This is a genomic window from uncultured Stenotrophomonas sp., from assembly GCF_963519125.1.
Classification (GTDB): Bacteria; Pseudomonadota; Gammaproteobacteria; order Xanthomonadales; family Xanthomonadaceae; genus Stenotrophomonas.
Genome location: NZ_CAUQLJ010000004.1, coordinates 33,216 through 47,481 on the forward strand (window position 1 = coordinate 33,216; position 14,266 = coordinate 47,481).

The window sequence follows — 14,266 nt, forward strand, 5'->3', positions numbered from 1 at the left end:
GGAACCGGCACGCGCGCTCAGAAGCGGTAGCGCACCCCGAGATAATACCGCCGCCCGTAGGTGGTGTACTCCCGGAAGCTGCCCAGGATGGGCATATCCGACACCCGCGGCTCGTCGGTGAGGTTGCTGGCCGACAACGATACCGACAGGTGCTTGTTCACCTTGTAGGTGGCGCGGAAGTCCAGCGAGCCATTGTCGCGGACGTAGCGGTTCTGGGCCGGGTCGCCGACGAATTGCTGGTAGTAGTCGGAGCGGTACTTGTAGATCGCCTGCAGGTCCAGCTTGCCCAGGCCCCAGTACACCTGCGCCGAGGCCACGTGCTTGGACAGGCCGAAGATGTTGGCCGGCTCCACGATGCCCGGGGTGACGATGCCGGTGGCCGGGTCGGTGGACTCGCCCAGGCGCAGGTCTTCGGTCTTGAAGTTGGAATGGGCGTAGTTGTAGCTGGCCTTCACGCCCAGCCCGGAGAAGATGCCCGGCAGGTAGGAGAAGGCGTGCGAGCCGGTCAGCTCGAAGCCGATCAGGTCGCTTTTCTGATCGCTGGTGGCCAGCTGCTCCACCGGCACGGTGACGTTCTCGCCGTCGATCTCGAAGCTTTCACCCACCACCACCGGTACCGAGCCGCCATTGAACTGCTTGTAGTAGATGGCGGTGGAGAGCATCGAGTCGGCGTTGGCGTACCACTCCAGGGAGACGTCGGCGTTCCACGACATCAGCGGGGTGGCGCGCGGGTTGCCGGTCGCGGTGATGCTGCGCAGGGCGTCGGCCACGCTGCCGAATTCGGTGTCGACCTCGTCCAGGTTGAAGCTGCGGCCATAGCCCAGTGCGGCCAGGTCCGGGCGCGACATCGCGCGATAGGCGGCCACGCGCAGCAGCAGGTCCGGGCGCAGTTCGAAGGCCGCGTTGAAGCTGGGCAGCCATTCGTTGTTGCTGGCCTTGAGCACCTGCTGGGTGAAGTCGCCGGTGGGCCGCAGGGTCACGGTGCCGTCGGGGTTGTTGGTCACGTCCAGCCCGCTGCGCAGGCCCATCGAACGCACGTCGGTATGCACCCAGCGTACGCCGATGTTGCCGGTGACCGGCAGCCCGAACCATTCGCTGCTGTACTCGCCCATCAGGTAGACGCTGGTCTTCTCGGTGACATCGTTGTTGGCCGGGTCGCGCAGGTCGGCACTGAGCCCGGTGTCGTCGGCGCCGGTGAAGGCCTTGAACAAGCAACGGCTGTCGAAGCTGGCCCACTGGTCGATGGTGTTGCCGCTGGCGTTGGCCAGGAAGTCGTCCTGCGGGAAGTCCTGGCGACAGGCGCGGTTGGCGGCGCGGATCGCAGCGACATTGGTGGTGGTGACATCCACCGTGTCGGTGAAGTCGGTGTAGGTCGCCTCCGAGCGGCGCAGGCCGCCCTTCAATGCGGTGAAGAATCCGCTTTCCGGCGTAAACGCGGCATCGAAGCGACCGGCACGAATGGTGTGTTCGCGGTCCTGCTGGCGGCGGCGGACCAGCGCCGAGTCGGTGAAGTTGTCCGGGTTGTTCACGTCGAATGCCGGATCCAGGTAGATGCTGGGCACGTCACCGCTGTAGTCGTAGGTGTAGTCGACGTAGCGGGTGTTCTTGATGCCGGCCACCGGATTGCCGTTGACGTCGGTACGCCCTGCACGCAGGCGGGTGGAGCGTTCGATCTGCGAACGCTGGGTGTTCGAATAGGACAGGTCGCCGGACAGCATCCATGCCGGGCTGGGCCGCACGATCAGGTTCAGGCCGCCGCCGGTGTATTCCTCGTTGCGCTCCAGGAAATTGCCGGTGGAGTCGATGGTGCTGCTGCCGGTGTGGCTGATCAGCGCACCGTCTTCGTTGACCACGCGGTTGTTGATGTTGCGCATCATCGAGGACAGCGACAGGTCTGAACGGTCTTCGGTGTAGTCGCGCTTGGAGTGCTGGTAGTCCAGGTTCACTTCCACCGCGTCGTTGGGCCGCCACTGCAGCGCGCCGAACTGCGAGTCGCGCTTGTCGTGTTCGATGAACTGGCGGTAGATGCGGCTGCTGGGCGCCAGGTAGTAAGGCACGCCGTTGGCCACGTCGTTGCCGTTGACCTGGCTGCAGTTTCGGGTGGCACCCACCACTTCGCGGCCGTCGCAGGCCACCCAGGTGGAACTGCTGGAGAACATTTCTTCCGGGTTGCTGCCTTCCAGCGCCTGCAGGCCAAGCGATACGCCGAGCTTGCCGCCGTTGTCGAACTCGAACTGGTCGATGTAGCTGGCGGTGCCACGCCAACCCACGCCGTCGCCGTCCTTGAGGCGGTCGTCGTATTCCTGCCAGGTGCCGCGCCCGTCGAGCTGGATGGTCTGCTTGCCGTATTCGAGCGGTTTGACGGTTTCCATGTTGACCGTACCGGCCACGCCGCCTTCGACGAAGTCGGCGCGCTGGGTCTTGTAGATCGCCACGGTGTTGATTAGTTCGGACGGGAACTGGTTGAAGTTCACCGAGCGGTCGCCGCTGCCGTTGGTGGCTTCGCGACCATTGAAGGTGGACGAACCCAGGAACGGGCCCAGGCCACGGATCGAGATTTCCGATGCACCGCCCTTTTCGCGGTGGGTGGAGGCGCCGGTGATGGTTTCGATGGCTTCGCCGATCGACAGCGCCGGCAGGTCGCCGATGTCTTCGGCCGACAGCACGTCGGAGACCACGGTCTCCTCGCGCTTCTTGTCGATCGAGGTCTGGATGGTGCCGCGGGTACCGGTGACCTGGACCTGGTCCAGGGTGGTGGCCTGCGCCGGCGCGGTGGCCGGGGTGGCGTCCTGTGCATGGGCCAGCGGCACGGCCGCGGTTGCGCAAAGGGCATAGAACAGTGCGCTGTGCAGCGCGGTGTGGCGAAGGCCTCGCGGTGAGGCCGTACGGCGGTCATGCAACATCGTGATCTCCCTCCCAGGATGGATCGTCCGACTACACGGATTCCGTCCGAAGATTCACGGTTGAAAGACCAATGTCAATGAATTGGTACTAAAGTCTACCCCGGCGATGCTCCTAGACCAGTTTGGCCGGACTTTATGTGCGGATGCAGCAGGGATATGCGCAAACCGCAGACCAGATGCTCCGAAAGTGGTATGCGATTGTGGTTGACTCGTGCGCTGGGGGAGCTGGTAGGATCAAGTTCGCGTTGGCGTCGATGGTGATCTGGGAGGGTTTCCTGTGACACGGCAAGATGGTTGTTCTGGTTGGGCCGTGAAAGGCCTGCTCCGGTTGGGGTCATGCGTTAATGGGGCGATCAGCCGTACGGGCGGTCGTCTGGGAACCGACCCTGCCAAACCCCTGCTTCTCTTTTTACTGGGGACGGTGCCGGGCGTTGCGTGGTCTGCGGAGTACCTGGTGCGTGACGCGGCTACCTATGCTGCCGCCTCGAAGTCGCTCAAGCCGGGCGATACGGTGGTGTTGGCGGATGGGGTGTGGCGGGATTTGGATCTGCTGCTCACCGGCACCGGCAAAATTGGTCAACCAATTCGATTGACGGCGCAGACACCCGGGAAGGTGATCCTGAGCGGGCAGTCGCAGCTGCGGTTGGCCGGGGCCTATCTGGAAGTCTCCAACCTGGTGTTCCGCGACGGCTGGGCGCCCGGCGGCGAGGTGGTGAGCTTCCGGCGGTCGTCCAAGGAGTGGGCCGAGCACAGCCGGGTCACCGGGATCGTCATCGACGGCTTCAACAAGCCCGACCGTGCCCAGTCCGATAACTGGGTGGCGATGTACGGCAAGTACAACCGCTTCGACCACAACCAGCTGGTGGGCAAGACCAATGCCGGCACCACGCTTGTGGTGGTGCGCAATACCACCAGCGGGTTGGACAACCGGCATCGCATCGACCACAACTGGTTCGGGCCGCGCCCCAACCTGGGCAGCAATGGCGGCGAGACGATTCGCGTCGGCACCAGCCACGATTCGCAGTCGGCCTCGAACACGGTGGTGGAGAACAACTGGTTCGAGCACTGCGACGGCGAGGTGGAGATCGTCTCCAACAAGTCCGGCGGCAATCTCTACCGTGGCAACGTGTTCAAGGAATCGCGCGGCTCGATGGTGCTGCGCCACGGCCACGGCAACGTGGTGGAGCGCAATGTGTTCCTCGGCAACGGCAAGCCGCACACCGGCGGGGTGCGCGTGATCAACCGCGACCAGATCATCCGCGACAACTACTTCGAAGGCGTAGCCGGCGATGGCTTCGCCTCGGCCCTGGCGGTGATGGCGGGCACCCGCGACGCCCAATTGAACCGCTACGAGCAGGTCGACAACGCGCGGATCAGCCACAACAGCTTCGTGCAGGTCCGCTATCTATTCCTGGGCGCCGGGCTGGATGAGGAACGCAACGCGATGCCGGTGCGCAGCGCGATCAGCGACAACCTGTTCGTGGGGACGGACGCTGGCGACGTGCTACGCAGCCAGGGCGACCTGTCGGGCGTCGGCTTCACCGGTAATGTGCAGAGCCCTGCCGCGTCGCCTGGTTTCCCGGGTGGCGTGGAAGGCCGCCCCCTCACCCTGCAGCGCGCGGCCAATGGCCTGCTGTATCCGCCGGCCGGTACCGAGGTGGGCGCTCCGCGCGACCTGTCGCCGATCCCGCGCGAGCAGGTAGGCGTGGACTGGTACCCCAAGCAGGTGCAGAACACCGCGCTGGACAGCGGCCGCGAGCACCGCGTTGCACCGGGGGAGGACACACTGGTAAACGCCGTGGCCGCCAGCGCCGCCGGCGATCGCCTGCAGCTGCAGGCGGGCGATTACCGCATCAACCAGGTACTGGCCATCGACCACCCGCTCAGCGTGGTCGGCCCGACCAAGGGCAGCGCCACGCTGCGCTTCTCGCGCCCTTCCCTGTTCGAGATCCGTGCCGGCGGCTCGCTGCGGCTGGCCGGGCTGGAGATCGACGGCAGCCTGGCGCCGGACGCGGCCGGCAATGCGGTGATCCGCGTGCCGCCAGGCAGCCAGGCCTTCGACTACACGCTGGAGATCGCTGACAGCCGCATCCAGGGGCTGACCAGCAACAAGGCATTCGATGTGATCAACACCGGCAAGGGCACCCTGGCCGATTCGATCCGCCTGAAGCACGTCACCGTCAGCGACGTCAGCGGCAGCGTGATTGCCGCGGCCGCCGAGACCGACGATCTGGGTACCTACAACGCCGAAACCGTGGAGATCGCCGACTCGGTATTCCAGCGCATCGGTGGCCCGCTGGTGAACCTGTACCGGGGCGGCACCGACGAAAGCACCTTCGGCCCCAGCTTCCAGCTGCACGGCGGCCGCCTGGAACAGGTCGGCAACGCAGGCGACACCAGCCTGCGCCTGCACGGCGTGCAACAGGCCAGCCTGCGGGACACCACCTGGCTGCGCAGCGGCCGGGTGCGCTTCACCCATCAGGTGGGCGAGCCGCACCTGCATGTCCAGGGCAACACCTTCACCGCCACGGCGGCGTTGCAGTCCGATACCTCCGCGGAGACCGTCCCATGACCCGTTCCACGCCCCTGATGCTGCTGCTGGCGGCCACTTTCAGCGCTGCTGCGCTGCCCGCCGCGCATGCCCAAGCGCCGAACGCGGCCACGCGTGGCACCGAGGCCGGCACCGCGCCGGTGCTGGTGACGCCCACGCAGTGGGAACAGATGCGCCGCGACGCGGCCAGCTATCCGGTATTCGCCAGGGAACAGGCGCGCGCCGAAAAGCTGGTGCGCGCGATGATGAAGGCCGGCATCGACGTGCCCGTCCCCAAGGACAAGGGCGGCGGCTACACCCACGAACAGCACAAGCGCAATTACCAGGCGATCCAGGCGGCTGGCGCGCTGTACCGGCTGACCGGCGACAAGGCGTATGCCACCTTCGCCCGCGACCTGCTGCTGGGCTACGCCAAGCTCTACCCCGGGCTCGGTGCGCACCCGCAGGGACGCGGACAGATCCCGGGACGGCTGTTCTGGCAGACCCTCAATGATTCGGTCTGGCTGGTCAACGCGATACAGGGCTACGACGCGATCCGCGACAGCCTCAGCGCCGAAGACCGCCGCACCATCGACGACAACGTGTTCCGCGCGATGGCGGACTTCCTCGCCGGTACGCCGGAGAACTTCGACAAGATCCACAACCACGCCACCTGGGCGGTGGCCGCCACCGGCATGACCGGTTACGTACTGCGCGACCCGGTGCTGGTGGAAAAGGCGCTGATGGGCAGCAAGCGCGATGGCAGCGCCGGCTTCCTCAAGCAGGTGGACCAGCTGTTCTCGCCGGACGGCTATTACGAGGAGGGCCCCTACTACCAGCGCTACGCGTTGGCGCCGTTCATCCTGTTCGCCAACGCGGTGCAGCGCAACGAGCCGCAGCGCGGGATCTTCAAGCGTCGCGACGGCGTGCTGCTGAAAGCCGTGGACGCGCTGGTACAGAGCAGCTACGACGGCTACTTCATTCCGATCAACGACGCGATACTGGACAAGGGCCTGGACACCGAAGAGCTGGTGGCGGGCATCGACATCGCCTACGCCAACACCGGCGATGCGCGGCTGCTCTCGGTGGCCAAGGCGCAGAAGCGCGTGCTGCTCTCGCCCGAAGGGCTGCAGGTGGCCCAGGCGCTGGCCGACGGCAAGGCCAGGCCCTTTGCGTTCGTCCCCACCCTGCTGCGCGACGGTCCCGATGGCAGCGAAGGCGCGCTGGCGATCCTTCGCATGGGCGGTGAAGACGGCCAGGCCCTGGTGATGAAGAACACCAAGCAGGGCATGGGCCACGGCCACTTCGACAAGCTCAACTGGCTGTTCTACGACAACGGGCAGCGCGTAGTCACCGACTACGGCGCCGCTCGCTTCCTCAACATCGAATCCAAGGCCGGCGGCATCTACCTGCCGGAGAACACCAGTTGGGCGCGGCAAACCCTGGCGCACAATACGCTGGTGGTGAACGAGCAGAGCCACTTCGGTGGCGACTGGAAGAAAGGCCAGCCGCTGGCCCCGACCCCGCTGCTGTTCGAGGTGACCGACACCACCCAGATCGTCTCCGCGCGCATGCAGGGCGCCTATGACGGGGTGACCTTCACCCGCACCCAGGCGTTGCTCTCGCACCCGTCGCTGGGCCAGCCGGTGGTGCTGGACCTGCTGCGCGTGGACGGCAACACGCCGGCGCGCTACGACCTGCCGCTGCACTTCAACGGCCACATCATGGACGTGGGCTTCAAGGCGCAGTCCGCCGTGGCCAACCGCCCGGTGCTGGGCAAGGCCAACGGTTACCAGCATGTGTGGGTGGATGCCTCCAGCGAGCCGGGCACCGACGCACGCAGCCTGACCTGGCTGCTGGACGGGCGCTTCTATACGTACCGCTTCGCCAGCACTTCGCCGTCGCGCGCGTTGATCGGCGAAAGCGGAGCGAATGATCCGCAGTTCAACCTGCGCCGCGAACCGCTGCTGCTGCAGCGTGTGGACGGCCAGGCCAGCACCACCTTCTACGGCGTGCTGGAACCGCACGGCCAATACGACGGCACTGCCGAAACGGTACGCGGCGCCAACAGCCGCATCGACCGGCTGGCGCACTACCGCGGCAAGGACGCCAGCGTGCTGGTGCTGGACCTGGCCGGTGGCCAGCGGCTGGCGCTGGGCATTGCCGATGACCCGTCGAAGGGCGGCAGCCATGCTGTGAGCGCAGACGGCCAGCACTGGAACTGGAGCGGCGGCTGGAAGCGCTTCGATACCGCCACCGGCAAGGACGGCAAATGAACGTGTCCACCCGCACCCGCAGCTATGTACGCTGGTTGATCGTGGCGTTGATCGCCATTGCCACGGTGATCAACTACATCGACCGCAACGCGCTGGCGGTGATGTGGCCGGAGATCTCCAAGGACGTCGGTGCGACCAAGGAAGACTACGCGCTGCTGGTCACCGTGTTCATGCTGTTCTACGCGGCCGGCCAGTTCGTGTTCGGCCGGTTGTTCGACATCATCGGCACCCGGCTGGGCTTTGCGCTGTCGATTGCGGTGTGGTCGATCTCGATCGCGCTGCACTCGGTGACCCATTCGATCCTGTCCTTCAGCATCGTGCGCGCCATGCTCGGCATCAGTGAGGCCGGTGCCTGGCCGGGCGCGGTGAAGGCCAATGCCGAGTGGTTCCCGGCACGCGAACGTGCGCTGGCGCAGGGCGTGTTCAATGCCGGCGCCTCGATAGGCGCGATTGTGTCCGCGCCGCTGATCGCGGTGCTGTTCCTGTGGCTGGGCTGGCGCGGCACCTTCATCCTGATCGGTGCGATCGGCTTCGTCTGGCTGCTGCCGTGGCTGATCATCTACCGCGCCGGGCCGGACAAGCATCCGTGGGTGAGCGCGGCCGAGCGCGCGTTGATCCTGGATGCACCGGCCGAACAACCTGCGGTGCCCAAGGCCGAATACGTGCCGAACGTGCGCCAGCTGCTGGGCCACCGGCAGACCTGGGGCATCCTGATCTCGCGCTTCTTCCTCGACCCGATCTGGTGGCTGTTCGTGTCCTGGCTGCCGATCTACCTGGCCGACACCTTCGGTTTCGACATCAAACAGATCGGCATCTTCGCCTGGGTGCCCTACGTGGGCGCGATGATCGGCAGCCTCGGCGGCGGCTGGTTGTCGGGCCGCCTGATCGGCGCCGGCTGGAGCGTGGACCGCGCGCGCAAATGGGTGATCACCCTCGGCGGCTTGATCATGGCCCCGGCCCTGCTCGGCGCGGTGATGGCCACCGACCCGATGTGGGCGGTGATCACCATTGCCTTCGTGCTGTTCGGCTTCCAGATCGCCATCGGCAACATCCAGACCCTGCCCGGCGACATCTTCAACGGCAAGTCGGTCGGCTCGCTGGCCGGGCTGGGCGGCATGGCCGCCGTGGCCGGCACGCTGATCACCACCTGGCTGGTGCCGGTGATGACCCGTGAGTCCTACGCACCGATTTTCATCCTGGTGGCGGCACTGGTACCCGCTTCCCTGCTCGCCCTGTGGCTGGTGACCGGACGCGTCGAAAAGGTCGACGCACCGTCGTCGCGCTGACCTTCCTCTTTTTTCCCCCTCGCATCACTGGAGTAGCAAATGAATCAGTTCAAGGACAAGGTGGCGATCGTCACCGGCGGCGGCCGCGACATCGGCCGTGAGATTTCGATCAAGCTGGCCGCGGCCGGCGCCAAGGTGTGCATCAACTACGCCAACGACGAAGCGGCCGCACAGGAGACCCTGCAGCAGGTACAGGCGGCCGGTGGCACCGCGTTCGTGCACCGCGCCGACGTGACCGATGCGCAGGCCGTGGCCGGCATGGTCGCCGCCACTCAGGCCGCATACGGCCCGCAGATCGACGTGCTGGTGAACGTGGCCGGTGGCATGGTGCAGCGCCGTCCGCTGGCCGAGATCGACCCGGCGTTCTTCCACAAGGTGATGGACCTCAACATGAGCTCGGTCTACCTGACCACCCACGCGGTGGTGCCGCACATGCGCGAAGGCGGTGCGATCGTGAACTTTGCCTCGCAGGCCGGCCGCGACGGCGGTGGCCCGGGCGCCTCGATCTATGCAACCGCCAAGGCCGCGGTGATGACCTTTACCCGGGCCATGGCCAAGGAACTGGGCCCGCGCGGGATCCGCGTCAATGCGCTGTGCTGCGGCATGATCGCCACCCGCTTCCACGACGAATTCACCAAGCCGGAAGTGCGCACCGCGGTGGCCGGCAACACTCCGCTGCGCCGCCAGGGCCGCCCGCAGGAAGCGGCCGACACGGCGGTGTACCTGGCCTCGGACGCGGCCGGCTTCATCACCGGTGCGAACGTCGACGTCAACGGCGGCACCTACTTCTCTTGATTCATTCCTGACCGCCTGGGAGGGCTGCCATGCTGCGCTGGACCACTGCACTGTCACTTGCACTTGCCACCAGCGCCGCGGCGCTGCCCACCCAGGCCCAGGTCTGGGTTCCGGCCTGGACCGCTTCGCCGGCCCCCGACCGCCAGGACGGCACCCCGGAGGCGCCGGTGCAGTTCGCCAACCAGACGGTGCGCCAGGACATGCGCCTGGCCAGTTCCGCCACGGCACTGCGCTTCCGCATCAGCAACGAGCTGGGCGCGGCGCCGCTGCATATCGGCGGGGCCAGCGCGCAGCGCACCGGCACGGCGACCCCGTCAAAATTGGTGACGTTCAATGGCCGCAGCGAAGTGGTGGTTCCGGTCGGCGCCGCCCTGCTCAGCGACCCGGTGCCGATGACGGTGCCGGCCCTGGCCGATGTTTCGCTGACCGTGTATTTCCCCGATGCCACCCAGCCGGCGGTTCGCCGCACCGCGCTGCGCATTGCCGATGGCCGCCAGGCCGAGGTAGGCGACAAGGTGAAGCTGGCCTACCGCCAGAACGTGGTGTCGGCCGTGCTGGCCGAGCGCAGCAGCGTGCCGGTGGTGGTGGTGGCACTGGGCGATTCGATCACCGAAGGGGCCACCGCAACCCGGGGCAGCAATGGCGACTGGCCGGCGCTGCTGGCCGCCCGCCTGCAGCAGGCCTGTCCGGACCAGGTGGTACTGGTCAACGCCGGCATCAGCGGCAACAAGGTGATGGACCATGGCCGCAGCCACAGCGCGCTGGCCCGGCTGGACCGGGACGTGATTGCGCAGCCGCACGTGAGCCGGGTGATCCTGTTCGAGGGCATCAACGATATCCGCCACGACGGTGGCACCCCGCCGGTCGCCGGCCGCAACGCCGACGACATGGTGCTGGGCTACCGCCAGGTCGCCGCGCGCCTGCACGACAACGGTATCCAGGCGATCGCCGCAACCATTACCCCGTTCGGCGGCTCGGACCGCTACGAGCCGGTCTCGGCCGGCACCCGCACCACGCTCAACACCTGGATGCGCAGCGGCCGCAGTGGCTTCGACGCGCTGATCGACTTCGACCAGATCCTGCGCGACCCGGCCAAGCCGGAGTTCCTGCCCGAGGCGATCACCCGCGATTTCCTGCACCCCAACGACGAAGGTTACCGGCGCATGGCCGAGGGTGTGGAGTTGGCCCTGCTCGGCTGCAAGGCACGATGAGCATGCAGCAGTTCCAGCTGGCGGCGCATGCCCATCCGCGCTGGCAGGCGATGGCACTCGGCGAGGTGATGCTGCGCTTCGATCCCGGCGAAGGGCGGGTGCGCAACGCGCGGCAGTTCCAGGTGTGGGAAGGCGGTGGCGAGTACAACGTGGCACGCGGGTTGAGCAGCACCTTCGGCCACACCAGCGCGGTGCTGACCGCGCTGCCGCGCAATGAGCTGGGCCTGCTGGCCCAGCAGTTGATCCAGGCTGGCGGCGTAGATACCAGTCAGATCGTCTGGCGCGAGTACGACGGCATTGGCCGCAACACGCGCATGGGCTTGAACTTCACCGAGCGCGGCTTCGGCGTACGCGCGCCGCTGGGCGTGAGCGACCGCGCGTACTCGGCCGCTTCGCAGCTGCAGCCACAGGAACTGGACTGGGAGGTGCTGTTCGGCCAGCACGGTGTGCGCTGGCTGCATACCGGCGGGATCTTCGCTGCCCTGTCCGAACACAGCGCGCAGACCGCCATAGCCGCCGTGCGCGCCGCGCGCCGGCATGGGGTGGCGGTGTCCTACGACCTCAACTACCGCGCCAGTCTGTGGAACAGCCACCCGGACCCGGATGCGGCGCGCCATGCCAACTGCGCGATCGCCGCCGAGTGCGACCTGCTGGTGGGCGACGAGTATTCGTTCGCGGCCTGCCTGGGCATGGACCTGGCCGACCTCGGGAAGCGCGCCACGCCGATGGACGTCGGGCCGGCCGACGCGGCCGCGCAGCGCGCGTTGCAGCGCTTCCCCAATCTGCAGGCGGTGGCGTTCACGCTGCGCGACGCGAGCAACGCGGCACGCAATGGCTGGGCCGGCGCGCTACGCAACCGTGAGGCGCTATACCTCTCCGCCGTGCGCGACGTGGACCTGCTCGACCGCGTGGGCGGCGGCGACGCATTCGTGGCCGGAGTGGTGCATGCGCTGCTGGAGGGTCTGGGTGAGCAGGCGGCCGTGGAGCTGGGCGCCGCGCATGGGGCGCTGGCGATGTCCACACCGGGCGATACCGCCTGCGCCAGCCGCGAGGAAGTGGAAGCCGTGGCGCGCGGCGAGGGCGCAGCGGCGCGGCGTTGAGAAACGCAGGTCAGCGCAGCGCTGAGAGCTGCGCCAGTCCTGCCGTAGCCGACCGCGTCAGCGGGGCGGGCAACGCATCGGGCTGGAACCAGTCCAGCGCGAGGATGGCCTCCGGCTCCAGGTGCAGGGCCTGCGCGTCGGCCGGTGCACGCACCAGGTAGACCGGGGCGACCCAGTGCTGGCCGAGCGTGGGCTCGAAATGGTCGACGACGCACAGCAGCCGTTCGACGCTGACCTGCAGGCCGGTTTCTTCCAGCACCTCGCGCACCATTGCGTCTTCGACCTTCTCCATCCAGTCGACCTTGCCGCCGGGCAGGCCCCAGTGACCCTGTTCGGGCTGACGCCCGCGCTGGACCAGCAGGATCGCGCCGTCGGCGCGCTGGATGACGGCACCGCAGCCGACACGGGGTTGCTGCGACGGGATGGACTCAGACATGGAGATCTCCGGAAGTCACCGCATTATCGCCCCAGCGCGCGCATAAAAAAGGCCCGGCAATCTGCCGGGCCCCTGCCGCTACGCCGGTACCGCGCGTAGCGAAGCGATCAGACGCCGCTTACCAGCTGAAGCGCGGGCCGACCGACCATTCCTTGTCACCGTGGCGATCCATCTTGATGTCGCCGTTGATGCCCCAGTTCTGGTTCAACTTGACCTGACCACCCAGGCGACCGTAGAAGGCGCCATCCGGGTTGATGCCGTGCTTCTTGCTGTAATCCTCGTAGCCGGCCATTGCATAGACTTCGGCGTGCTGGCCGAACGCGGTACGGATACCGGCTTCAGCGCTGTAGCCGTTGAAGTCCAGGCCTTCCTTCGGGTCGAACTTGTTGTAGGCAACGCGGCCCACGAAATCGGTGCTGGCAGCGATGGCCTGGTTGTAGCCCACGCCGACGCGCCACTGGTCGACCTTGAAGTCGCCGATGTCGGTCTTCTGCTGGTTGAACTCACCAAACGCATGGAAGTTCGGGTGGAACGCGTACGAACCCTTTACACCCCAACCGTCAGCCTTGCCACCGTCGGCATCGGTCTTGACGTAATCGCCTTCGGCGTAATTGTAGGAAAGGCCTTCAGCAGCGGAAGCGCCGAACGGCAGAGCGGCGGCCAGCGCCAGGGCAATCAGGGAAGTCTTCATGGGGGTACACCTTTTCTTGTTCGTTCGTGCAGTGGCGCAAGCGGCTTCTGCATCGGGAATGTAAATTCTCCGTTATTCGACACAACGCGCCCTGAAGTACGCCGCTTTCAACACCGTGGATTTTGGGCAACGGTTCAGTTGCGCTCTGGCATACGCGCGCGCTGCATTTTTCAGGTGTTTTGTGCGTGCACGCGCATGCATGAACGGCGCGTGGACATCGCGCTGGAAGAGGATTGACGCGAGGAGAAAGGGAAATCTGGTCACGACGATACCCTTGCGGGGCGTCGCGCGTTGGGGAAGCCGCTCTTGGGGAGTAGTCGGCTAACGCGCCCATTTTCCGTAGTGCACCGGCTGACGCAGCTGGGGCGTCACACCGCAGGTCTCTTGGGGAGCGTCCTGCCCGGCCGTTGAATAGTGGGCTGAATCGGCGCCTATTAACATCAGAATGTTCCCCACTGATGTTAGGGATTTTCTGACCCTTTCCGGCGGAAATGGGTCGATTCCGTCATGCAACTGCTTGATTCTTCGTGATGACACCGCGTGCACACGTGGTCGTCACCGAATCTGACGGCGCCAGGGCGCATTGTCGATTTCCCGCACTCCCCCGCGTCGTACCCATTGAAGGTGCCCATTCCGGCGCACCGGTTACCGGAGGCTGCAGATGTCCTATATCGACGGTTTCGTACTGGCCGTACCCACCGCCAATAAAGAGAAGTTCATCAAACACGCCAATGAAGGCGATTCGGTGTTCATCGAGTTTGGCGCCACCCGCGTCGTGGAATGCTGGGGCGACGATGTCACCCACGGCAAGCAGACCGACTTCTTCCGCGCCGTGGAAGCCAAGGACGATGAGACCATCGTGTTCTCCTGGATCGAATGGCCGGACAAGGCCACGCGCGATGCCGGCATGGAAAAGATGATGAAAGACCCGCGCATGGATCCGGCCAACAATCCGATGCCGTTCGACGGCAAGCGGATGATCTATGCCGGCTTCGTGCCGATCGTGGAATTGAACGGCAAGAAGTAACGCGCCGCCAC

Annotated in this window: 10 protein-coding genes; 7 read left to right on the plus strand and 3 right to left on the minus strand. The window is 66.3% G+C overall.

What is annotated here, in order from left to right; all coding sequences use genetic code 11:
* Positions 1 to 17: 17 nt before the first annotated feature.
* Positions 18 to 2,903, minus strand: coding sequence for a TonB-dependent receptor (locus RYM47_RS04305; RefSeq protein ID WP_315386332.1), 2,886 nt, complete (start codon positions 2,901 to 2,903; stop codon positions 18 to 20).
* A 454-nt stretch (positions 2,904 to 3,357) separates the two neighbouring features.
* On the opposite strand from RYM47_RS04305, the gene RYM47_RS04310 reads away from it, so the two are divergent.
* Genes RYM47_RS04310 through RYM47_RS04335 form a run of 6 tightly spaced genes read left to right on the plus strand, consistent with a single transcriptional unit; the run spans position 3,358 to position 12,101 of the window.
* Positions 3,358 to 5,475 (plus strand): polysaccharide lyase 6 family protein, encoded by a 2,118-nt coding sequence (locus RYM47_RS04310; protein ID WP_315386333.1) that lies wholly within the window; start codon positions 3,358 to 3,360, stop codon positions 5,473 to 5,475.
* Positions 5,472 to 7,709: an oligoalginate lyase gene (locus tag RYM47_RS04315; protein ID WP_315386334.1), complete on the plus strand. Its 2,238-nt coding sequence runs from the start codon at positions 5,472 to 5,474 to the stop codon at positions 7,707 to 7,709. Before RYM47_RS04310 ends, RYM47_RS04315 begins: the two co-directional genes overlap by 4 nt.
* Positions 7,706 to 8,995 carry an MFS transporter gene (locus RYM47_RS04320; protein ID WP_315386335.1) on the plus strand — a complete coding sequence of 430 codons (1,290 nt, stop codon included), beginning with the start codon at positions 7,706 to 7,708 and terminating at the stop codon, positions 8,993 to 8,995. Before RYM47_RS04315 ends, RYM47_RS04320 begins: the two co-directional genes overlap by 4 nt.
* A gap of 39 nt (positions 8,996 to 9,034) precedes the next feature.
* Positions 9,035 to 9,790 (plus strand): glucose 1-dehydrogenase, encoded by a 756-nt coding sequence (locus tag RYM47_RS04325; protein ID WP_315386336.1) that lies wholly within the window; start codon positions 9,035 to 9,037, stop codon positions 9,788 to 9,790.
* Between the two features lie 29 nt (positions 9,791 to 9,819).
* Positions 9,820 to 11,001: a GDSL-type esterase/lipase family protein gene (locus RYM47_RS04330; protein ID WP_315386337.1), complete on the plus strand. Its 1,182-nt coding sequence runs from the start codon at positions 9,820 to 9,822 to the stop codon at positions 10,999 to 11,001.
* On the plus strand, positions 10,998 to 12,101 hold the full coding sequence (locus RYM47_RS04335; RefSeq protein WP_315386338.1) for a sugar kinase: 1,104 nt from the start codon (positions 10,998 to 11,000) through the stop codon (positions 12,099 to 12,101). Before RYM47_RS04330 ends, RYM47_RS04335 begins: the two co-directional genes overlap by 4 nt.
* A 10-nt stretch (positions 12,102 to 12,111) precedes the next feature.
* Here RYM47_RS04335 and RYM47_RS04340 read toward each other — a convergent pair whose 3' ends face one another.
* Both RYM47_RS04340 and RYM47_RS04345 read right to left on the minus strand, forming a co-directional pair.
* On the minus strand, positions 12,112 to 12,537 hold the full coding sequence (locus tag RYM47_RS04340; RefSeq protein WP_315386339.1) for an NUDIX domain-containing protein: 426 nt from the start codon (positions 12,535 to 12,537) through the stop codon (positions 12,112 to 12,114).
* A 118-nt stretch (positions 12,538 to 12,655) separates the two neighbouring features.
* Positions 12,656 to 13,228, minus strand: coding sequence for an Ax21 family protein (locus RYM47_RS04345; protein ID WP_070208575.1), 573 nt, complete (start codon positions 13,226 to 13,228; stop codon positions 12,656 to 12,658).
* Positions 13,229 to 13,889: 661 nt separating this feature from the next.
* On the opposite strand from RYM47_RS04345, the gene RYM47_RS04350 reads away from it, so the two are divergent.
* On the plus strand, positions 13,890 to 14,255 hold the full coding sequence (locus tag RYM47_RS04350; RefSeq protein WP_315386340.1) for a DUF1428 domain-containing protein: 366 nt from the start codon (positions 13,890 to 13,892) through the stop codon (positions 14,253 to 14,255).
* Positions 14,256 to 14,266: the final 11 nt, after the last annotated feature.

Coding starts and splice junctions, on each gene's coding strand:
- RYM47_RS04305 (WP_315386332.1), bottom strand. CDS start 2,903: ATGTTGCATGACCGCCGTACGGCCTCACCGCGAGGCCTTCGCCACACC.
- RYM47_RS04315 (WP_315386334.1), top strand. CDS start 5,472: ATGACCCGTTCCACGCCCCTGATGCTGCTGCTGGCGGCCACTTTCAGC.
- RYM47_RS04320 (WP_315386335.1), top strand. CDS start 7,706: ATGAACGTGTCCACCCGCACCCGCAGCTATGTACGCTGGTTGATCGTG.
- RYM47_RS04325 (WP_315386336.1), top strand. CDS start 9,035: ATGAATCAGTTCAAGGACAAGGTGGCGATCGTCACCGGCGGCGGCCGC.
- RYM47_RS04330 (WP_315386337.1), top strand. CDS start 9,820: ATGCTGCGCTGGACCACTGCACTGTCACTTGCACTTGCCACCAGCGCC.
- RYM47_RS04335 (WP_315386338.1), top strand. CDS start 10,998: ATGAGCATGCAGCAGTTCCAGCTGGCGGCGCATGCCCATCCGCGCTGG.
- RYM47_RS04340 (WP_315386339.1), bottom strand. CDS start 12,537: ATGTCTGAGTCCATCCCGTCGCAGCAACCCCGTGTCGGCTGCGGTGCC.
- RYM47_RS04345 (WP_070208575.1), bottom strand. CDS start 13,228: ATGAAGACTTCCCTGATTGCCCTGGCGCTGGCCGCCGCTCTGCCGTTC.
- RYM47_RS04350 (WP_315386340.1), top strand. CDS start 13,890: ATGTCCTATATCGACGGTTTCGTACTGGCCGTACCCACCGCCAATAAA.